At 37.7% G+C, this 20,541-nt stretch carries 17 protein-coding genes and 1 riboswitch; of the genes, 1 reads left to right on the plus strand and 16 read right to left on the minus strand.

The features are described 5' to 3' along the window. Nucleotides 1-139: 139 nt before the first annotated feature. The gene (locus LV704_RS04350) at nt 140-1,003 is read left to right on the plus strand and encodes a GyrI-like domain-containing protein (RefSeq protein WP_163421562.1); all 864 of its coding nucleotides are present in this window, start codon (nt 140-142) and stop codon (nt 1,001-1,003) included. A 14-nt stretch (nt 1,004-1,017) separates the two neighbouring features. Here LV704_RS04350 and LV704_RS04355 read toward each other — a convergent pair whose 3' ends face one another. The 16 genes from LV704_RS04355 to thrA all read right to left on the minus strand — a co-directional run bounded on the left by LV704_RS04355 (nt 1,018) and on the right by thrA (nt 20,520). Continuing rightward, complete coding sequence (locus tag LV704_RS04355; RefSeq protein WP_163421561.1) at nt 1,018-1,770, minus strand: head GIN domain-containing protein; 753 nt, start codon at nt 1,768-1,770, stop codon at nt 1,018-1,020. Further along, the gene (locus tag LV704_RS04360; protein ID WP_163421560.1) at nt 1,767-2,867 is read right to left on the minus strand and encodes an acyloxyacyl hydrolase; all 1,101 of its coding nucleotides are present in this window, start codon (nt 2,865-2,867) and stop codon (nt 1,767-1,769) included. Before LV704_RS04360 ends, LV704_RS04355 begins: the two co-directional genes overlap by 4 nt. A 19-nt stretch (nt 2,868-2,886) precedes the next feature. Continuing rightward, nucleotides 2,887-3,840 carry a methylenetetrahydrofolate reductase [NAD(P)H] gene (gene metF, locus LV704_RS04365; protein ID WP_163421559.1) on the minus strand — a complete coding sequence of 318 codons (954 nt, stop codon included), beginning with the start codon at nt 3,838-3,840 and terminating at the stop codon, nt 2,887-2,889. A gap of 3 nt (nt 3,841-3,843) precedes the next feature. After that, nucleotides 3,844-6,564 carry a methionine synthase gene (gene metH / locus LV704_RS04370; RefSeq protein ID WP_163421558.1) on the minus strand — a complete coding sequence of 907 codons (2,721 nt, stop codon included), beginning with the start codon at nt 6,562-6,564 and terminating at the stop codon, nt 3,844-3,846. Beyond that, nucleotides 6,564-6,845 (minus strand): antibiotic biosynthesis monooxygenase, encoded by a 282-nt coding sequence (locus LV704_RS04375; RefSeq protein ID WP_163421557.1) that lies wholly within the window; start codon nt 6,843-6,845, stop codon nt 6,564-6,566. Before LV704_RS04375 ends, metH begins: the two co-directional genes overlap by 1 nt. Next, nucleotides 6,842-7,846, minus strand: coding sequence for a homocysteine S-methyltransferase family protein (locus LV704_RS04380; RefSeq protein WP_163421556.1), 1,005 nt, complete (start codon nt 7,844-7,846; stop codon nt 6,842-6,844). The genes LV704_RS04375 and LV704_RS04380 overlap by 4 nt, the downstream gene beginning before the upstream one ends. Nucleotides 7,847-7,922: 76 nt before the next feature. Then, nucleotides 7,923-8,039: riboswitch (SAM riboswitch) on the minus strand. Nucleotides 8,040-8,182: 143 nt separating this feature from the next. Further along, nucleotides 8,183-9,244, minus strand: a complete 1,062-nt coding sequence (locus LV704_RS04385) for an NAD(P)/FAD-dependent oxidoreductase (RefSeq protein ID WP_163421555.1) — start codon at nt 9,242-9,244, stop codon at nt 8,183-8,185. 1 nt (nt 9,245) lies between these two features. Beyond that, nucleotides 9,246-10,022 carry a uroporphyrinogen-III C-methyltransferase gene (gene cobA / locus LV704_RS04390; RefSeq protein ID WP_163421554.1) on the minus strand — a complete coding sequence of 259 codons (777 nt, stop codon included), beginning with the start codon at nt 10,020-10,022 and terminating at the stop codon, nt 9,246-9,248. Then, on the minus strand, nt 10,015-12,105 hold the full coding sequence (locus LV704_RS04395; protein WP_163421553.1) for a HEPN domain-containing protein: 2,091 nt from the start codon (nt 12,103-12,105) through the stop codon (nt 10,015-10,017). The genes cobA and LV704_RS04395 overlap by 8 nt, the downstream gene beginning before the upstream one ends. Nucleotides 12,106-12,184: 79 nt before the next feature. Further along, nucleotides 12,185-13,432 carry a sulfate adenylyltransferase subunit 1 gene (locus tag LV704_RS04400; protein ID WP_163421880.1) on the minus strand — a complete coding sequence of 416 codons (1,248 nt, stop codon included), beginning with the start codon at nt 13,430-13,432 and terminating at the stop codon, nt 12,185-12,187. A gap of 19 nt (nt 13,433-13,451) precedes the next feature. After that, entirely contained in the window at nt 13,452-14,354 is a 903-nt protein-coding gene (cysD, locus tag LV704_RS04405) for a sulfate adenylyltransferase subunit CysD (protein WP_163421879.1), read from the minus strand. A 57-nt stretch (nt 14,355-14,411) separates the two neighbouring features. Then, nucleotides 14,412-15,035, minus strand: a complete 624-nt coding sequence (locus LV704_RS04410) for a phosphoadenosine phosphosulfate reductase family protein (RefSeq protein WP_163421552.1) — start codon at nt 15,033-15,035, stop codon at nt 14,412-14,414. 12 nt (nt 15,036-15,047) lie between these two features. Beyond that, entirely contained in the window at nt 15,048-15,311 is a 264-nt protein-coding gene (locus LV704_RS04415; protein WP_163421551.1) for a DUF2061 domain-containing protein, read from the minus strand. Between the two features lie 182 nt (nt 15,312-15,493). Then, nucleotides 15,494-15,904 carry an Rrf2 family transcriptional regulator gene (locus LV704_RS04420; RefSeq protein ID WP_163421550.1) on the minus strand — a complete coding sequence of 137 codons (411 nt, stop codon included), beginning with the start codon at nt 15,902-15,904 and terminating at the stop codon, nt 15,494-15,496. Nucleotides 15,905-15,964: 60 nt separating this feature from the next. Beyond that, entirely contained in the window at nt 15,965-17,134 is a 1,170-nt protein-coding gene (locus LV704_RS04425; protein ID WP_163421549.1) for a PLP-dependent aspartate aminotransferase family protein, read from the minus strand. Continuing rightward, entirely contained in the window at nt 17,134-20,520 is a 3,387-nt protein-coding gene (thrA, locus tag LV704_RS04430) for a bifunctional aspartate kinase/homoserine dehydrogenase I (RefSeq protein WP_163421548.1), read from the minus strand. The genes LV704_RS04425 and thrA overlap by 1 nt, the downstream gene beginning before the upstream one ends. Between the last annotated feature and the right edge of the window lie 21 nt (nt 20,521-20,541).

Here is a 20,541-nt window from a genome sequence, read left to right on the forward strand (position 1 = left end):
AGTGAGAAATCCCTCAATTGAAAAATAAGATTCTTGATTTAATTTGGAATGATGTCGAAAATCAAAAATTAAAGTCAGCAAGAATGAAAAAGTGCTTACTTCCATTTCCTTATACATTTGTCTCAACAATACAAAAGATATGGCACCATCTGAAAATAACAAGGCATACTATCATCAAAAATTAAATCGTATTGTGGAATACATTCATAATCATTTAGATGAAAAAATAGACATTAAGACCTTAGCTGAGCTTTCTCATTTTTCACCTTTTCATTTTCATAGAATTACAAGAGCATTGTTAGGTGAACCCATTGGAGCCTACATTACAAGGGCACGAATAGAAACCGCTGCCAAAATGATCCGGTATACATCCTTACCCATTGAGGAGGTGAGTTATCAGGTGGGCTATGAAACGCCTTCTTCATTAACCAAGGTCTTTAAGCAGCATTTTAATACAACTCCTTCGGAGTATCGGAAAAATAAAACATTCAATTTAAAAATGACAAACAGTATGGAAACAAAATCATTAAACATTAAAAAACCAAAATTCATCACTCTTGATGACAAAAATTGTCTTTATGTTACCATGAAAGGTGCTTATAACAAAATGGATTATCCTTCTGCATGGGCAACCTTATGGCAAGAAGTGAAGAAGCAGAAATTGTTTACTGCGGGTATTGAACATTTTGGACAACCCTTTGATGACCCTAACGTAACGGAGGAAAGCAATATTCGTTATGATGCCTGTCTTATTATCCATAAAGAAGCAAAACCTTCTGGAAAAGTGGGCACAAAAACATTAAAAGGTGGAAAGTTTGCTGTTTTTCTTTATCAGGGTAGTTATACCAATTTCAGATATGTCTATGACCATATTTTCAACACTTGGCTACTTGAAAGTGAATATGAATTAAGAGATGAGCCAGTACGTGAAAAATATTTGAACAATGCAGAGAAAACCGAAGAAGAAAAGTTAAAAACTGAGATCTACATCCCAATTAAATAATAGCTTCCAATATTCTAATCATTAAAAATCAATCGTCCGTTGAAGAGTTCCTCAACATCAACTTCAGGCGGACGGTTGTTACTTATAACATCCCCTGTCCCCCTTATGACCCCACTAATTCTTTGCTCCGGATTCACAAACACATCATTTGACCCTCTGTGATCCATACTGACATTCTGCGCAACTAGATTTTTAGCTTCAATTCTAGAATCTCCCGCTGCCAGGGTAAGGGTTAAATTGGTGGTAGTCCCTCTAAGTTGAAAAAAAGCAATACCATTTACCACAATGCTTACATTTTCTGATGCCACCTCTAAATCAAAAGAACCATCTGTAGTTTCCGCGTCTGGTTCTGCAAAGCTTTCTGATAATAGGGAGAGATTTGGGTAATTTAATACTCCATCACTAGAAATCAAGAGACCAGTACTGCTGCGTATTTCTTCAATATTTGGTGAGGTAACATAAATTGTGGTCAACCCATAATCACGAAAAAAATTACAACCATTCTCGTTTCTGAGTATGAGACGATTATCTTCTACCTGAGCCGAGACCTCCTTCCGAAGGAATTCTCCTGTTTCAATTTCAACTACTTGCTCAGCCCCTTGTCTTATTACTAAATTGATGTTCTCAAAGACTGTAATATTAGTGAATTCATTAACATCCACAGTCTCTCGAACCAAATCACCCGCGTTTTGAAAACAATCAGGGGTATTTTCACCATTGCATGCAATTAAAAACAAAGCCAGATATGTGATTACCCATTTTTTCATAAACGAACTCCTATTCCAAATTCAACAGTTTCTGCCTTGGCACCATGAGATTTTAGGGTTACCGCTCCGAAGATTTTATCTCCAAAATAGCGTTTGAGCCCTATCCTGTTATAAATCTTACCTTCAAAATCAAAGGGATAATATACATAGTATCCCAATTGTGCAATCACGCTCATTTTGTTTACAAAAAGTTCATGACCTATAAAAAGTCCAACACGTTTGTAATCCGTATCCGAAGCTACATTAAGTTCTGGAAATGAAATAGATTGAAAACGAATCACTTCCTTTAAAAAAGTTGAAAAGAACACATCTGTCCCAAATTGTAAAGCACTCTTTCTTCCAAGTCTCTTATCTGCATATGCCGAGAGAATAAAAAATCCATATCGACCAAGGTCAATAATGTCGCTTTCATTTGCACCACCTCTTAAAACCAAATTGTATCGAATGGGCTCGGCAACGTTCTCTGTTGTTTCTGTTTGAATGAATTCATAGGATTTTTCAGAATCCAAATCATAGGTCAACCCTACGTTAAAAGCCATGGTGTTGGTAGAAGTATTTGGAGCTTTAAAATTAGCGTTGGAGTAATGTAGCAATGAGATTCCCGCTTTTAGCCCTAAACCAGCAAAAAGGTTCTCTTTATGGTAATTGAACATGACCAAGGTAGAAGCCAATATATGGGAACCATATGCATTGTTCCTAAAATTTTCGGTTTTATCATACGGATTTGTGTTGTAAGCCAGTCCTTGTCCAATGCGGAGTTGGAGATTTCGTTTTAAAAAGTAGAAATTGTAATGCGCATACAGCCCAAAGAGATCCCCTAAAGTTGAATTGTTTGTGTTTTGATATACGAATGAAGCACCAGTATCAGGGTATCCATATTGTGATTCCCATTCTTCATTCCCAAACCGTTTTCTGCTTAATCCTAAAATAACTCCTCCGGGGTGGTTTGTTATTAAATGTGAAATATCCGGGTTATGCAATACTATGGAACCATAAAACTGGTTTACATCTACCACAAACTTTTTTGGAACTTCCTCTTTTTGGGAAAATCCGTAGCTACCACATATAAGAATATATAAACAAAGTAGGCGCTTCATGAGGCGCTAAAATAGGAAATTAAAATACCTCTCTCGCAATGGCTTTGATATTATCCGATTTGCCCATAGAATAATAATGTAATACGGGCGCTCCAGCTTCTTTTAATTCCTTGGACTGTTGAATACACCATTCCACACCAACCTGACGGACTTCCTTATTGGTTTTGCAAGCTTCCACTGCATCTACCAAATCTTGTGGAATATCTACACGGAATACTTGTGGAAGTAATTGTAAATGCCGTTTAACCGCTATTGGTTTTATTCCAGGAACTATAGGAACGGTAATGCCCATTTTTCTTGCTTCCTCAACAAACTCAAAATACTTTTGATTGTCAAAAAACATCTGTGTAACAACATAATCTGCTCCTAAATCCACTTTTTGTTTCAACCTCTTTAAATCTGATTTTAAGGAAGGAGATTCCATATGTTTCTCAGGATACCCAGCTACACCAATGCAAAAATCTGAACAATTGTCCGTTTCAATCACTTCATGCAAATAGTTACCACAGTTCAATTTTTGAATTTGCTCAACCAAGCTCGATGCGTATGGGTGACCTCCCTTGGTGGGTTCAAAGTATTTCTCTTCTCGCATGGCATCTCCACGCAAAGCCATTACATTGTCTATTCCCAAATAATGACAATCCACCAGTAAATATTCGGTTTCTTCTTTGGTAAATCCTCCGCATAAAACATGGGGCACTGTATCTACATTGTACTTATGGGTTATAGAAGCACAAATCCCCAAGGTCCCAGGACGCATCCGCGTTAATTTTTTATCCAAAAGACCATCCCGATCTATGTACACAAACTCTTCCCTAGAAGTGGTAACATCTATAAAAGGTGGTTTAAATTCCATGAGAGGGTCAATATTATTGTAGAGTTCCTGAATGCTTTTCCCCTTTACTGGTGGTATAATTTCAAAACTGAAAAGCGTTTCTCCTTTTGCTTTTTTAATGTGGTCTGTTACTTTCATTGATTATTCTTCAGCAATATTGGGAGCAAGCCACTTTTGCGCTTCCTCCAACTTAATTTCTTTCCTTTTGGCAAAATCCTCAACTTGGTCTTGTTTTATTTTTCCCAAGCCAAAATATTTGGTTTCTGGATGTCCAAAATAATATCCGCTTACACTTGCTGCTGGCCACATGGCTAAACTTTCGGTAAGCTGTACTCCTATTTTTTCTTCTACATTTAACAACTCCCAAATAGTCAGTTTCTCCAAATGATCGGGGCAAGCTGGGTAACCTGGCGCCGGTCTTATTCCTCTGTACTTTTCATCAATTAAATCGGTATTGGACAGGGTTTCACTTGATGCATACCCCCAGTATTTAGTCCGCACTTCTTTATGGAGGTATTCCGCAAGGGCCTCTGCCAAACGGTCTGCCAAAGCCTTAATCATTATGGAACTGTAATCGTCAAGGTTCTTTTCAAATTCTGCAGCCAATTCTTGAGTGCCAAATCCGGTAGTAACGCAAAAACAACCCATATAATCTTGAATCCCCGTTTCTTTTGGAGCGATAAAATCTGACAGTCCTATGTTTGGGACTCCCGCTCTTTTTTTAAGTTGCTGACGAAGGGTTCTAAAAATATATTTGGGATCTTTGTTCTCGACTGCGCTCGAACTGACAGGAGAGGCAATAACCTCAATATCGTCGTTATTGATGGTGTTTGCAGGAAATAAACCAAAAATAACTTTGGCTTTCAACAATTTTTCATCCAAAACTCGCTTCAGCATAACCTGTGCATCTTCAAAAAGTTCTGTAGCTTGATTTCCAACTACATTGTCTTTTAAAATGGCTGGATATTTTCCATGTAAATCCCAACTTCTAAAGAAAGGTGTCCAATCTATAAAGTCCCTAAGTTTCTTTAAATCAAAATCTTCCCATACCTGAACACCTAATTCATTTGGTTTTTTGATATCTGAAGCGTTCCATTCTATTTGAAGTTTATTTTGTCTGGCTTCTGCCAATGTCAAATATTCTTTTTGTTTGGTTCTATTCAAAAACTTATCTCTAAAACTCTCATAATCCAACTTGATGGATTTTTTATAGTTATTAGAAGTCTCTTTCTGTAGTAAATCTCCAACAACTGTCACTGCTCTTGAAGCATCGTTAACATGAACCACTGCTTGACTATATTGAGGATCAATCTTTACTGCGGTATGAGCTTTACTCGTAGTAGCACCACCTATTAACAGGGGAACAGTAAATTCTTGTCGTTCCATTTCTTTGGCCAAAAAGACCATTTCATCCAGAGATGGTGTAATCAACCCACTTAAACCAATAATATCGACCTGTTCTTCTTTGGCTTTTTGAATGATTTTTTCAGGGGGAACCATGACCCCCATATCTACAATTTCATAGTTGTTGCAGGCAAGAACCACACTTACGATATTTTTTCCAATATCGTGAACATCTCCTTTAACAGTAGCCATTAACACCTTTCCAGCTCCTTGTGAGGTGTTAAGATCAGGATTGTTCTTTTTTTCTTCTTCTATAAAGGGTTCTAAATACGCTACGGCTTTTTTCATCACTCGTGCCGATTTTACCACCTGGGGAAGGAACATTTTCCCACTTCCAAATAAATCCCCTACCACATTCATTCCGGTCATCAAGTTCCCCTCGATAACCTCCAACGGTCTGGAAGCATTTGAGCGTGCTTCTTCAATATCTTCAAGAATAAACTGATCAATTCCTTTCACCAAAGCTCTTGTGATTCTGGCCTGCAAAGGTTCTTCTCTCCAAGACAAATCAACTTTGTTTTCCTTTGCCTTCCCTACAACAGTTTCTGCAAATTCCAATAATCGTTCGGTAGCATCATCTCTGCGGTTTAGGATTACATCTTCAACATGTTCCAACAAATCTTTTGGAATATCATCATAAACTTCCAACAAAGCGGGGTTTACAATACCCATGTTCATTCCTGCATTAATGGCATGATACAAAAACACAGAGTGCATTGCTTCCCTGACTGGGTTATTTCCTCTGAAAGAAAATGAAACATTGCTCACTCCGCCACTAACACTGCAGTGAGGGAGATTCTCCTTTACCCATTTAGTTCCCTGAATAAAATCCAAGGCGTTTAACCGATGTTCTTCCATTCCGGTTGCAACAGGGAAAATGTTAAGATCAAATATGATATCCTCAGCTGGGAATTTGACCTGATCCACTAAAATTCGATACGATCGCTCCGCAATCTCTTTACGTCGTTCCAGATTATCTGCCTGACCTACCTCATCAAAAGCCATAACGATAACAGCAGCACCATATCGTTTTATCAATGTAGCTTGATGTATAAATTGCTCTTCTCCTTCTTTTAAACTGATGGAATTTACTACGCACTTTCCCTGAACTACTTGAAGACCAGCTTCAATGATTTCCCATTTGGAACTATCTATCATTATGGGAACCCTTGCTATATCTGGTTCGGCCACAATTAAGTTTAAAAACCTGACCATGGCTTCTTTTCCATCAATAAGGCCGTCGTCCATATTGATGTCTATTACCTGAGCTCCTCCTTCTACCTGGTGTCTGGCTACATCCAACGCCTCATCAAATTTTTCTTCTTTGATTAACCGAAGGAATTTTTTTGATCCAGCCACATTGGTTCGTTCCCCAACATTTATAAAGTTGCTATCCGGGGTAATAACTAATGGCTCTAGTCCACTAAGTTTTAAATATTTTGGTTTGATCTTAGTCATTAGCTATAATGTAATACTTTAGGAAAAGGGTCGTAAAAATGATGTAATAACTTTTTCCACTCTTGATAATCCTGGGATTGACGAAAACCTATTTCATGATCTTCCAAAGTTTGCCAGTTTACCAAAAGAATATATTGGTCTTCTATTTCAATACACTTTTTAAGTTCGTGGGAGACATACCCTCGCATTGATGAAATTATTGAAGAAGCTTTAACATAGTTTTCTTCAAACGCCGTCTGCTTCTCTTGTTTAACTTGTAAAATAGCTACTTCCAAAATCATACGTTTTCTACTAAAGCCTTACGTGGTTCATATTCTATTGTCAAATCCGCAATGGCCTTAATGTGCTCTGGGGTAGTTCCGCAACAACCGCCCACAATATTTACAAGACCTTTTTCCAAGTATTCTTTTATTTGACTTGCCATTTGCTCAGGAGTTTCATCATATTCCCCAAAGGCGTTTGGCAATCCAGCATTAGGATGGGCAGAAACCCCATAATTTGTTTTTGCTGATAATACCTCTAAATGAGGTACCAGTTGTTTTGCGCCTAAAGCGCAATTAAACCCAACAGAAATAATAGGAATATGAGAAATGGATATTAGAAAAGCTTCTGCCGTTTGACCAGATAAAGTACGCCCTGAAGCATCGGTTATGGTTCCACTGACCATTATGGGCACTTTAATACTTCTTTCCTCTTTGACTTCTTCAATAGCAAACAATGCCGCTTTGGCGTTTAAGGTATCAAAAATGGTTTCTACCAATAAAACATCTGCTCCCCCATCCAACAATGCTTCCACCTGTTCTTTATAGGCTATCCGTAATTCATCAAAAGAGACTGCTCTATATCCAGGGTCATTTACATCTGGTGACATGCTGGCTGTTTTATTCGTGGGGCCAATACTTCCTGCAACAAATCTTGGTTTATGAGGTTCCCTTGCCGTGAACTCTTCAGCTACTTTTTTGGCAATTTTGGCAGATTCATAATTGAGTTCATAGACCAAATCTTCCATATGATAATCCGCCATGGCGATGGTCGTTCCAGAAAATGTATTGGTTTCTACAATATCTGCTCCGGCTTCAAAATACTTTTTGTGTACTTCCGCAATGGCATGTGGTTGGGTCAATGATAAAAGGTCGTTATTCCCCTGAAGAGGATGTTTCCAATCTTTGAACCGCTCCCCTCTAAAATCTTCTTCCTGAAATTTATACCGTTGCAACATGGTACCCATGGCACCATCCAACACTAAAATACGCTCTTGTAAAACAGCTTCAATATTATTCATAACACAATTACCCTTTATTAAGAGTTATACTATTGTATCAAGAAAAGTGTAGGAAATACAGTGAAAAGTATTCGTTACGTTATCCTTCCTAAAACCAAGAATTTGATTTAAGGTAGAATTTAGCACCTTCTTTAAGAGTAAAGGGTTGCTAAGGTTTCATAGGGTCTAATCCCTCCGCCTTTCTTGATAACAATCTCAAATTTATAAATGAACTGAGAACAAAATAACCACTCTTTGGCTTCAAAAACAACTTTAATTCTCTTTTTGTAGCGTTAAAACCTCCCTAAGTGGCCACAAAGGAAGGTTTTTGACTAACTCAAATAATCTAAAAAAACTTTAGACTATACTTTGTACCACTTCTTTTTTGGCTTCTTTTTTAGTTCCGTCAAAACCTTCAACTCCACCAACTGTGGTATATTTCATCACAAATCGTTTATCTGGGTTTATAATTTGATATGCAAACTGACACATTACGGCAGCCTCATGGAATCCAGATAAAATCAATTTTAATTTTCCCGGGTAAGTGTTTACATCTCCAATGGCAAATACTCCTGGTATATTGGTCTGGTAATCTTTTCCGTTATTTACTTTGATAGCATTTTTTTCAATCTCCAAGCCCCAGTTCCCTATTGGTCCAAGTTTTGGGGAAAGACCAAACAATGGAATAAAACTATCTGTTTCCAAATACGTTTCTCCTTTGGTTTCATTATTATGTTTGATGACAACGGCCTGAAGTTCGTTTTTGCCATGTACCTCTTTTACTTCTGCTTCGGTGTACAGCTGAATTTTACCCAATTTGGCCAATTCCGAAGCTTTTTCAACGGAATCCAAAGCACCTCTAAATTCATTCCTTCTGTGTACCAAAGCCACTTCTGAAGCCACATCTACCAAATAAATGGCCCAATCCAATGCGGAATCTCCACCACCTGCAATGACCACTTTTTTATTTCGATATACTTCCGGGTCTTTTATGATATATGAAACTCCTTTGTCCTCATAATCGCCAATATTGGGGATAATCGGTTTTCTGGGTTCAAAAGAACCTAGTCCCCCAGCTATAACCACAATTGGGGCATGATGTTTAGTTCCTTTGTTTGTGGTAACAATAAAAGATCCATCTTCTTGTTTATCTAGGGTTTCTGCACGTTCTCCTAAGGTAAAACCGGGTTCAAATGGTTTTATCTGCTCCATTAATCGATTCACCAAATCACCAGCTAAAATCTCTGGGTAAGCAGGAATATCATAAATGGGTTTCTTTGGGTAAATTTCTGAGCACTGTCCACCGGGCTGAGGCAATGCATCTATTAAATGCGTCTTCAGTTTTAGTAAACCTGCTTCAAATACCGTGAATAACCCTGTAGGACCTGCTCCTATGATAAGTATATCTGTTTTAATCATCTTATTCTTTTTCTAATAACACTATTTCTTTCTGATTGTATTCTCTTTGGACTTCCAGTATTCTTTGTCGATGACTGACCACCTCGCCAATAATAATAATGGCAGGATTGGATAACTGCTGCTCCCTTGCCTTGTACTCAATAGAAGCAACAGTACCAATACCTATTTTCTCTTTATCCGTAGTGCCATTTTGAATAATAGCAACTGGAACGTTCGATTTCCCTTCATTCTTAAAGAGCTCCATTATTTCTGTCAGCTTTGACATTCCCATCAAAATCACCACCGTGGCATTTGATTTTGCTGCCAAGGCAACATCTTTGGATAGTTTATGCTCCTTCGTAGTCCCTGTGATTACCCAAAAACTCTCTGTAGCTCCTCTTTTGGTTACAGGAATATTTTGAAATGCTGGTACGGATACCGAGGAAGAAATTCCTGGAACTACAGCTACTTCAACACCTTGTTTAGCTGCATATTCCATTTCTTCAGCTCCTCGACCAAAAACAAAAGGATCTCCTCCTTTTAATCGCACAACATGCTTATTCAAATGAGCACGACTAACTATAAGTTCATTAATCTGATCTTGCTGATAGGCATAACAGCCTTTTCGTTTACCTACAAAGATTTGCTCTGCATTTGGTGCATAATCCAACAGCTGAGGATCTACCAAGGCATCATATAAAACTACATCTGCAGCCTGCAATGCCTTCACACCCTTAAGGGTAATTAAATCGACATCTCCAGGACCTGCTCCTACTACTGTAAGTTTTCCTCTATACATGCGCCAATTCTAATTTTCTATATGCTTCCAACTGCTCCAATACTGCTTTTGCATCCTCAAGGAAGCTTTCAGCAAACGCTTGAGATGGTCTATTTTTGTTCAACTGAAGTGCTAAATCTTCAAAACTTACGGCTAAATCTATCTTGCCGGTCTCCACATACAATCTGTCAAAATCCTTGATGATACTGGCATGATTGTTCGTCTTTACTTTTTCTGAAGTTAAAAGCGCTTTGGCTGAGTTTACAATGGATTGATATGAATAGTAAATGCTTGCGGCCCATTTTTCTTGTGCTAACGCATCTGCAGCATTTTGAATCTTCTCCTCGCTTTCAAAGAATAATGTTGCTACCAAATCGACTATCACTCCTGCGCATTCCCCAATGCCAATCTCTTTCTTATATTTTTCAGCATTCCCCCAATCAATGAAATCATCTTGGGTAAGGTTCTCTATATTTGAAAGTGGCTTTAGAAAATCATAGAAGTAATGCTCTCCTTTTTCTGCATAATAATCTGCAAAAGAAGTTCCATTACCGTTTGCATTAAAATCGTCTAAAATCAATCTTAAGGCTTGAGGTCCTCTTTTACTTGGAATTTTCACCACTTTATCTGCAAATCTTCCTTTTCCATCTCCGAAGTTACCTCCGCCCAATAAAACCTGTAAGGCTGGTGCAACTAATTTATCCTTGGTACGAATAGACATTCCTTGGAAACCAATATTTGCCATATTGTGTTGTCCACAGGCATTCATACAACCACTAATTTTAATGACCACATCAGGGTTGCTGATGTATTGTGGATATTCCGCTTTAATTACGCGCTCCAATTCTTCAGCTATTCCTGTACTACTGGCAATACCTAAATTGCAGGTATCGGTTCCTGGGCAAGCTGTGATATCCAATGCTTTATTGTATCCTGCTTCTACAAACCCCAATTTTTCCAATTCTGCATAGAAAAAAGGGACTAATTCTTCTTTTACGTATGGAATTAGAATATTTTGTCTAAGTGATAATCTCAACTCTCCTGCTGCATAGTATTTTACCAGTTTCGCTAATTTCCTGGCCTTGTCAGTGTAGAAATCACCCAACAAAACTTTAATACCTATTGCAACAAAACCTTCTTGTTTTTGAGGCACCACATTAGTAGATTTCCATTGGTCAAATGCATCAGTGTCTTCAATTTCTACTAAAGGAACCTCAGCAATTGCCACTTGCGGTTTTGGATAATTTTCAAAATCAATCGGGTATGTTTGGTGCGGAATTGCCAATTGTTCTTCTTCCAACAAAGCTTTGAATCCATCCAAACCAATGTCTTTCAACAAGAACTTCATACGAGCTTTTGCCCTACTTTTTCGTTCTCCATATCTATCAAAAACGCGGATTACGCCTTCCATCAAAGGAATTATTTTATCTGTTGGCAGAAAATCATACAATTCATCCGCATGTCTGGGTTGAGACCCCAAACCTCCTGCCAACATTACTTTAAAGCCTCTTTCTCCATTTTGGATTTTGGCAATAAATCCTAAATCATGCATATAGGAAAGTCCAGTGTCTGAATCACTTGCTGAAAAGGAAACTTTAAACTTTCTTCCCATTTCCTGCCCAATAGGGTTTCTAAGGAAATATTGAAAAACGCCATGTGCATAGGGAGAAACATCAAAAGGTTCGTTTACATCTATACCGGCCGTTTCACTGGCGGTTACATTACGCACTGTATTTCCGCAAGCTTCACGCAGGGTAACATCGTCTTTTTCCAATTGCGCCCAGAGTTCTGGAGTCCGATCCAAATCCACATAGTGAATCTGAATGTCTTGGCGCGTAGTAATATGGAGTCTTCCTCTAGAATATTCATCAGAAACATCACAAATACGAAGTAATTGGTTGGATGTTACTTTACCATAGGGCAACTTAATACGTATCATCTGAACCCCTTCTTGGCGCTGTCCGTAAACTCCTCTGGCCAAACGAAGGCTTCGAAATTTCTCCTCATCTATTTTACCTCCTTTAAACTGACGAATCTTATTCTCCAATTCAATAATATCTTTCGCTACTACTGGATTTTCGATTTCTGTTCTAAAGCTTTGCATATATTTCTATTTTTCCTATCTGTTTAATAGGTTTTAAAATGTGTTTATTTAATCCCTAAGAGTGTTTTTGGTCAAATTGTTAGTTTATAAACCCTACTCCGGCGGTGTTATTTGTTCTGCTATCTAAAATGATAAAGGAACCATTGGTACGATGATCCTTGAAACGATCATAGAAAATTGGTCTATTCAATTTTAAACGGACTTTGGCAATATCGTTCATTTGCAAAGTCGATACATTTTCTTCAATACCAGAGTAATCTGGATGTATCTTGTGCTCAATGGCATCCACTTTTGCCAATACTTTGTTTACTCCATGCTGAACTACATATTTTCCTCCAGTTCTCAAATTATCCGAGTCCATCCAAGATATCGTTGCTGTTAGCTCCTTATCTATGGTAGGCAAATCCCCAGTTTTAACCAACATGTCACCTCTGCTAACATTCACCTCATCTTCCAAAGTAATGGTAACCGATGAGCGTCTTGGCGCTGTTTGGTATTCTTGATCATGAAAGTATATGTTCTTGATCTTACTGCGGGTCATAGATGGTAACACCACCACATCATCCCCTACACTCAACTCTCCACCATATACTTTTCCAGCGAATCCACGAAAATCATGGAACTCTTCTGTTTTTGGTCTAACTACATATTGCACCGGAAAACGTGGAGTGCCCACATTTGATACCGCGGCCAAATCCAAACCTTCTAAATGCTCTAATATGGTTTCACCATGGTACCAAGGTGTATTCTGAGATTTACTTACTACGTTATCTCCTTTTAGAGCACTAACAGGAATAAATGTGATTTTTTGGTCTGCGTAATCGCGTTTACCCATTAATTGCTCAAAATCAGCTTTGATAGCATTATATTTTTCTTGTGAAAAGTCTACCAAATCCATTTTGTTTACAGCAACAATCACTTCTTTAACCCGAAGAAGATTATTGATGAAAAAGTGTCTATTAGTCTGCTCTATTACCCCTTTTCTGGCATCTATTAAAATGATGGCCGCTTGGGAAGTAGAGGCACCTGTTACCATGTTTCTGGTATATTCCACATGACCGGGAGTATCCGCAATAATGTAACTTTTTGATGCTGTTGAAAAGTAAATATGAGCTACATCAATAGTAATCCCTTGCTCTCTTTCTGCCACCAAACCATCTGTAGCTAAGGAAAAATCAAGATAATCGTATCCTTTTTGCTTACTTGTCTTTTCAATGGCCTCTAATTTATCATCTGTCAACGATTTGGTATCATAAAGCAGTCTTCCTATCAAGGTACTTTTACCATCGTCCACACTACCTGCTGTTGCTATTTTTAAAACTTCCATTTTTTCTTTTTGATGGCTGTTAGAAATATCCTTGTTGTTTACGTTTTTCCATTGCTGCTTCTGAACGCTTGTCGTCAATTCTTGCGCCACGTTCGGAAATCTTAGATTCTCGAATTTCTGAAACTACCTTTTCAATGGTGTCTGCATAGGATTCTACCGCTGCTGTACAAGACATATCTCCCACCGTCCTGAACCTTACCATGCGTTCCTCTACCTTTTCGTCGTCTGCTCTAAACACCACATCATCCTCCGCAGACCAGATTAGTCCATCTCTTAAAAAGATATTCCTTGGATGTGCAAAATAGATGGATGGTATTTCAATGTTCTCTTTTTGGATATAACTCCACACATCTAATTCCGTCCAATTACTGATAGGAAATACTCTTACGTTCTGACCTATTTCAATCTCGCCATTCAACATATCGAACAACTCTGGGCGTTGGTTCTTTTCATCCCACTGACCAAAATCGTCACGAACAGAAAAAATGCGCTCCTTTGCTCTTGCTTTTTCCTCGTCTCTTCTTGCTCCACCAATACAGGCATCAAATTTGAATTCTTCAATGGCGTCCAGTAAAGTGGTCGTTTGTAACATGTTTCTACTGGCATACTTCCCCGTTTCCTCAATTACTTTGCCTTGATCTATTGAATCTTGTACATTTCGCACAATCAATTCTACTCCTAATTCCTCAACCAACTTATCTCTAAACTCTATGGTTTCTGGGAAGTTATGCCCGGTATCGATATGCATTAATGGAAAAGGAATTTTTGCTGGCCAAAATGCCTTTTGTGCCAAACGTACCAAGGTTATAGAGTCTTTTCCTCCTGAAAACAGCAATACTGGTTTTTCAAACTGCGCCGCTACCTCGCGGATAATATAAATGGCTTCGTGCTCCAATGCGTTGGCATTTGGTCTATTCAACAAGCCAAGTGTATTGGGGTTTTGTATTTCTTCTAGTAGTGTATCCAAAACTTTATTGATTTAGGTGTGTAATCCACATTCACGGTTTTCCAAAACCTTGGTTGGATCAAAATATTTATGTTCGTTTGGTAATTGATGCTCTTCCAAATAGGCATCCAATTGCGTGTCGTTCCAATAATAAAAGGGACTTACTTTGAGCACCCCATCATTACTTAAACTTAACACATCCAATGAATCTCTATGTGCTGTTTGTCCTTTTCTGAGGTTGGTAAACCATACATCTGGCTTATGCTCCTCCATTGCTCTTCTAAACGGTTCCAGTTTTACTTGTTCTGTAAACACACTATGTAAAGGGTCATCAATTTGTGGAATTCCCATTATGGAATCGCGATGTGCCGATGTCTGTTTTGGAACATATAATTTGATATTCAACCCTAAACGGGAAATCAGCTCCTCGGCATGTTTGTACGTGTTGGGGGTATTGTACCCAGTATCACACCAAAGAATGGGAATCTCTATAGAGACGTCGGTGACCGCATGAAGAATGGCAACCTCGTATGGTCTAAAATTGGTGGTGACCACCGGTCGCTTGCTATTGTTTAAAGCCCAAGAAATAATCTCCTGTGGAGCTATCCCTCTAAATTGACGGTTTAAACTTTCTATTTCTTCTTTTAAGAATGCCATATTTTCAATTGTTTATTTACCCCAGTTAATACTGTTCCAAATTCTTTCGTGAAAAAAATACAGCACCATTTTTGTAACCAGTTCAACCATTCCAATTGAGAATGCCAATGATAAGGTTCCGGTTACCACCCAAGAAATAAGAATAGTATCCAAGGTCCCAATTATTCTCCAACTAACTGATTTTGCAACACTGCGTTTGGGTTTTTCAGAAGTTTTGTCCTTTGAAAAAGTATTTTTATTTCCCCTACTATTGATTACTAACTGATCTGCTATCATTTGTAAAATTATATTCCTATAGATTTAATAGGATAATCAAAAATAGAATTATTTATCAAAGTAAATCGTTAAAAGGGTAATAAAATTACATTTACCCTATGGTTTTTGTAGATTATAACAAATGCCATATGATTTATTATAAATATTTCGACCAGAACTCAAAAAAATTGAGGAATATTAATCTAGGAAATCAAATCTGCCAAGGTGTTGTTTCGGTATACTTCGAGCGCGCTGTCCCTGACTTGGAGCATTAGTTTATTGACTGAACATTTGTTTTCATCGGGGCAATCATCACATTTTTCGTAGAAATTAAGACTTACACAAGGTACCATCGCAATTGGTCCCTCCAAAACCCTCATCACGGAAGTCATTAAAATATCTTTAGGTTCTTTAATAAGATAATATCCCCCACCCTTTCCTTTTTTGGAACCTAGAAATCCATTTCGCCTTAGCGTCAACAAAATACTCTCTAAAAACTTTTGGGAAATGTTCTCATGTTTGGCTATTTCAGCAATTTGCACAGGCTCCTTACTATCAACTGAGGCTAGATATGTAAGGGCTTTTAAGCCATATTTTGTCTTCTTGGAGAGCATCTTACGAATATAGGGAAAATTAACAATTGACTTCCCCTATATAAAGACCGTTTTGACCTTCTAGTCCAGTGCTTGCTCAATATCTGCAATAATATCATCAATATGTTCCAAACCAACGGAAATCCGCACCATACCATCAGAAATTCCAACTGACTCCCGCTCTTCTTTAGTCAATTTACTGTGGGTGGTTGATGCTGGGTGCGTCACAATACTTCTTGAATCCCCTAAATTGGCAGAAAGGGACAATAACTTAATTGCATCGAAGAACTTTTTTCCCTCTTCTATGCCTCCTTTTACTTCAAAAGCCACCACACAACCTCCAGCTTTCATCTGTTTTTTAGCTACTTCATATTTGGGGTGGGATTTTAAAAATGGATATTTTACCCAATCTATTTTTTTATGACCTTCTAAGTATGTTGCTAATTGCAATGCATTGGAGCAATGTCTATCAACCCGAAGTGCCAAAGTTTCTAAACTTTTGGATAACACCCAAGCATTAAATGGGGAGAGTGACGGTCCAGTAATACGGGAAAAACGATAAATCTTGTCTATGAGTTCACTGTTCCCAACCGTAATTCCGGCCAAAACCCTTCCTTGACCATCCATTAACTTTGTCCCAGAATGAATTACCAAATCTGCTCCAAATTTTATGGGTTGCTGTAAATAGGGTGATGCAAAACAATTATCAATAATAAATATGAGGTTATGTTTTTTGGCAATGTTTCCTAAAACTTCCAAATCCAAGACATCCACACCTGGATTTGTAGGGGATTCAGCATATATAATTTTTGTGTTGGGAGTAATTAGTTCCTCAACAGCCCCTAAATTGTTGATATCAAAATAGCTTGTGCCGATATTCCATTTGGGGAAAAACTGAGTGAAAAGTGTATGTGTTGAACCAAAAATACTTTTGGCAGAGACAATATGATCTCCACTCTGCAATAAAGCGGCAAATGTGGAAAATACCGCTGCCATCCCAGAAGCAAAAGCAAAACCATTTTCCGCACCTTCCATTTTACACACCTTATCTATAAACTCTGAAGAGTTTGGATTGGAATATCTTGAATAGATATTATGTTCTTTTTCCTCCGCAAACGAAGCTCTCATATCCTCTGCATCCTCAAACACAAAACTGGATGTTAAGTACATTGGAGTGGAATGCTCCAAAAATTGGGTACGCTCCAGCTGTGTTCTTATCGCCTCTGTTTCAAATTTTCTCTCCTTCTTCATTATATTTTTTCTGCTATTCTTAAAATATCTCCAAAAACTCCTCTTGCGGTAACAGCAGCACCCGCTCCTGCCCCTTGAATCACCAAAGGATTTTCCCCATATGATTCGGTATAAATTTCAATAATAGAGTCTGAGCCCTTAACCTGCCCTAATGCGCTTTCTTTTGGAACGGAAACCAGTTTTGCCTCTAGTATTCCCTTATCCTGTTGCAAGTCTCCATGCAAATCTCCAATGTACCGCAATACAAATCCATCCTTTTGATCTTGTTTGATCTTATCGAATTTCTCATCCATTACAGATATCGCGCCCATGAACTCTTCAAAACTGACGGACTGCAAATCTTTTGGTATTAAGTTGTCTATTTCAATGTCTGTAAACTCATTTTGAAGGTCCAATTCACGTGCTAAAATCAATAATTTCCTACCTACATCATTACCTGAAAGGTCTTCTCTTGGGTCTGGCTCGGTATATCCTTTATTCATTGCTTCTTTTACAATGGTTGAAAATGTTGCTTCTTTTTCTGAAAAAGTATTGAATATATAGCTCAAAGAACCCGAGAAAACACCCTTTATTCGGGTGATATTCTCCCCTGAAAGATGTAATAATTTTATAGTATCTATAAGCGGCAAACCAGCACCAACATTGGTTTCATAGAGATACTGCTTTTGATTTTTTTCAAGATGATTTCTAATTGATTTATAATAATCAAAACCTAAAGTATTGGCAATTTTGTTTGATGAAACCAAATCAAATCCATTTGTAATGAAAAGTTCGTAGTTGGATACAAAAACTTCATTTGCCGTGTTGTCCACAGCTATTAAATTTTCCAGATGATTCGCTTGCGCAAAAGATATGATGTCCTCAATTTGATAGGGTTTTCCTTCCGTATCCAAATCTCTTTTCCAATCTTTTGTTATCCCATTTGCATTGAGCAATACTTTCTTTGAGTTTGAGACAGCAAATACTCTAAGGTCTATTCCTTTTCGTTCTTCAATATTCTTTTCAGAGTATAAAATCTGATCTATAAGGGTCCCTCCAACATTACCATGTCCAAAAATGGCCAGATTGATTTTTTTTGCAATTCCAAAGATTTGACCATGAACCACATTTATTGCCTTATGCAAGTCAGCTTTTTTGACCACCAAACTCACATTCTTTCCTGAAACTGTATTATTAAAAAGTAAAGGGGTTATTTGGTTTTTCACCAAGGCATTGAACGGCTTATGAAACGTACTTAAATCCATACCTACAATTGAAATTACAGATACATCCTCCATCAAAGTAATCTGGTTGATATCATAGGAGCTATAATCCGTTTCAAATTCCAAATCCAATACTCTTTTTGCCTTTTGGGCCTTTTTGGATTCTACTACTAACCCAATACCTCTTTCGGAAGAGCCTTGGGAGATTATCCCAACATTTATATTGTTTTGTCCTAAGGCCTTAAAAATACGGGCGTCAATTCCTACTTTACCTAAAAGACCTCTTCCCTCAAGATTAACCAACGCAACATCCTCTATTACAGACAAGGATTTTATACCCCCATTATCAGTTTTAGGGCCTACAAGTGTTCCTCCATTATCACTATTGAATGTATTAAGAATCCGTAAGGGAATATTTTTCTCAATAAGTGGTATAATTGTCTTAGCGTGTAGAATGTTAGCTCCAAAATTTGCAAGTTCGTTAGCCTCAGCATAAGAAATAACATCAATCAACTTGGCATCGCTAACTAAATCCGGATTGGCCGTAAAAATACCATCCACATGGGTATAGTTTACCAGTTCTTCGGCATCTAAAAAATTGGCCAACAGCGCCGCAGAATAATTACTACCATTTCTTCCTAAAGTTGTAGTCTCCCCTTCTCTATTAGATGCTATAAAGCCTGTGATAATGGGTACAACGTCTGAATCCAGTTCTTTAAAACAACGAATTACATTTTCTTTGGAAATTGCTTCGTCAACCTCAGCATTATTAAATGTATCATCTGTTTTAATCAATGCTCTGGAATCAATAAGCTGTGCTTTGATTCCAGATTTCTCCAATAACGAGCTTACAACTTTTCCTGAAAGCAATTCCCCATAGGATAATAGTTCATCCTTAGTTTTTAAGCTGTAATCCCCAGTAAGTGAAACCCCTTTTAAAAGCTTTTCTATTTGCTGAAGTTCTTCTTTTATATCAATCTTAGAAGTATTGCCTTTTTGATAGCTTGAAAAAACATTTAAGTCTTCACTGAAATCCTTTCCTTTTGATGCTTTTTTAAGCATTGATTCCAATTGATCCGTTGCTTTATCTCTAGCTGAAAGTACTACCGCAAAATTCTCCCTTTCTTTTGCTTTTTTTGAAATGATATTCAGAACATTTTCAATCCCTTCTCCATTGGCCAAGGATTTACCTCCAAACTTCAGGATTTTTATGCCATCTGTTTTTCCGTTTTTTTGAAAAACTGGTTCCAAAAGCTTTTCCAATTGTTCAAATTCAATTAAAAAAGCATCATGCCCATGCAAAGATTGTATCTCGCCATATGTTACGTTTGCATTGGCCTGAGCCAAATGCCTAAAAGTTTCCTTGTTTTCTTCTGCAGTAAAAAACAAATCCGAGTTAACACCAACAATATGAATTTTTGTGTCACTTTGTTCAATCAAGTCAAAAGCATTATCCCCATTTCTGGTAACATCAATGGTCTTCAACAACTGATTCATTAGTTTATATGCCGAAAGTTGAAATCGTCCCTGAAGTTTTTCACCATGATGCATCAACCAACTTTCCACATTGAAAACCTGGAGTTCTTCATTGGTGCTTCTTTTAAAGCGTTCCTTAAAAGATTCCGGAGTACGATAACAAAGCATAGCGTGCATACGAGCATCATGAACAGGTTGCTTGGAATTCACTAAAAATTGTTCCTGAATTTGGCAATTCGCTATCAACCAATCTGTAGACTTCCAATCAGAAGCAACAGGAATTAAATGCTCTGTAATTTTTGGATTCAGTACAGTCATTTCCCATGCTACACCACCGCCCAAAGAACCACCAATAATTGCATACAGCTTTTCAATTTTAAGTTGCTTCAATCCCAAAAGAAAAATCCGTGCAATATCACCAGCAACAAAATCCTTGTAATTATCAATGACAAAACCGTCATATCCATTTCCTGGAATATTGAAAGCCAAAATGGTATAGGTATCTGTGTTGATACATTTATCCTTACCAATTAAATCTGACCACCACCCTTCTTCTCCCGTAACATTGGAATTCCCTGTAAGCGCATGATTTACCAAAACAATGGGTGCAGTATGCAATTCCCTACCAAATACTTGATAAGACAATTGTAAGTCTTGAACAACCTCACTGAGTGTATTGTAGTTTTGAATTTTTAAGTGCTGAAGCATGAAATCTTAATTATTTACTTT

Source organism: Flagellimonas sp. CMM7 (assembly GCF_021390195.1).
GTDB lineage: Bacteria > Bacteroidota > Bacteroidia > Flavobacteriales > Flavobacteriaceae > Flagellimonas.

Bases quoted from the DNA above. Each gene is read 5' to 3' on its own strand.
- LV704_RS04350 (WP_163421562.1), top strand. From the start codon at position 140: ATGGCACCATCTGAAAATAACAAGGCATACTATCATCAAAAATTAAAT.
- LV704_RS04355 (WP_163421561.1), bottom strand. From the start codon at position 1,770: ATGAAAAAATGGGTAATCACATATCTGGCTTTGTTTTTAATTGCATGC.
- LV704_RS04360 (WP_163421560.1), bottom strand. From the start codon at position 2,867: ATGAAGCGCCTACTTTGTTTATATATTCTTATATGTGGTAGCTACGGA.
- metF (WP_163421559.1), bottom strand. From the start codon at position 3,840: ATGAAAGTAACAGACCACATTAAAAAAGCAAAAGGAGAAACGCTTTTC.
- metH (WP_163421558.1), bottom strand. From the start codon at position 6,564: ATGACTAAGATCAAACCAAAATATTTAAAACTTAGTGGACTAGAGCCA.
- LV704_RS04375 (WP_163421557.1), bottom strand. From the start codon at position 6,845: ATGATTTTGGAAGTAGCTATTTTACAAGTTAAACAAGAGAAGCAGACG.
- LV704_RS04380 (WP_163421556.1), bottom strand. From the start codon at position 7,846: ATGAATAATATTGAAGCTGTTTTACAAGAGCGTATTTTAGTGTTGGAT.
- LV704_RS04385 (WP_163421555.1), bottom strand. From the start codon at position 9,244: ATGATTAAAACAGATATACTTATCATAGGAGCAGGTCCTACAGGGTTA.
- cobA (WP_163421554.1), bottom strand. From the start codon at position 10,022: ATGTATAGAGGAAAACTTACAGTAGTAGGAGCAGGTCCTGGAGATGTC.
- LV704_RS04395 (WP_163421553.1), bottom strand. From the start codon at position 12,105: ATGCAAAGCTTTAGAACAGAAATCGAAAATCCAGTAGTAGCGAAAGAT.
- LV704_RS04400 (WP_163421880.1), bottom strand. From the start codon at position 13,432: ATGGAAGTTTTAAAAATAGCAACAGCAGGTAGTGTGGACGATGGTAAA.
- LV704_RS04410 (WP_163421552.1), bottom strand. From the start codon at position 15,035: ATGGCATTCTTAAAAGAAGAAATAGAAAGTTTAAACCGTCAATTTAGA.
- LV704_RS04415 (WP_163421551.1), bottom strand. From the start codon at position 15,311: ATGATAGCAGATCAGTTAGTAATCAATAGTAGGGGAAATAAAAATACT.
- LV704_RS04420 (WP_163421550.1), bottom strand. From the start codon at position 15,904: ATGCTCTCCAAGAAGACAAAATATGGCTTAAAAGCCCTTACATATCTA.
- LV704_RS04425 (WP_163421549.1), bottom strand. From the start codon at position 17,134: ATGAAGAAGGAGAGAAAATTTGAAACAGAGGCGATAAGAACACAGCTG.
- thrA (WP_163421548.1), bottom strand. From the start codon at position 20,520: ATGCTTCAGCACTTAAAAATTCAAAACTACAATACACTCAGTGAGGTT.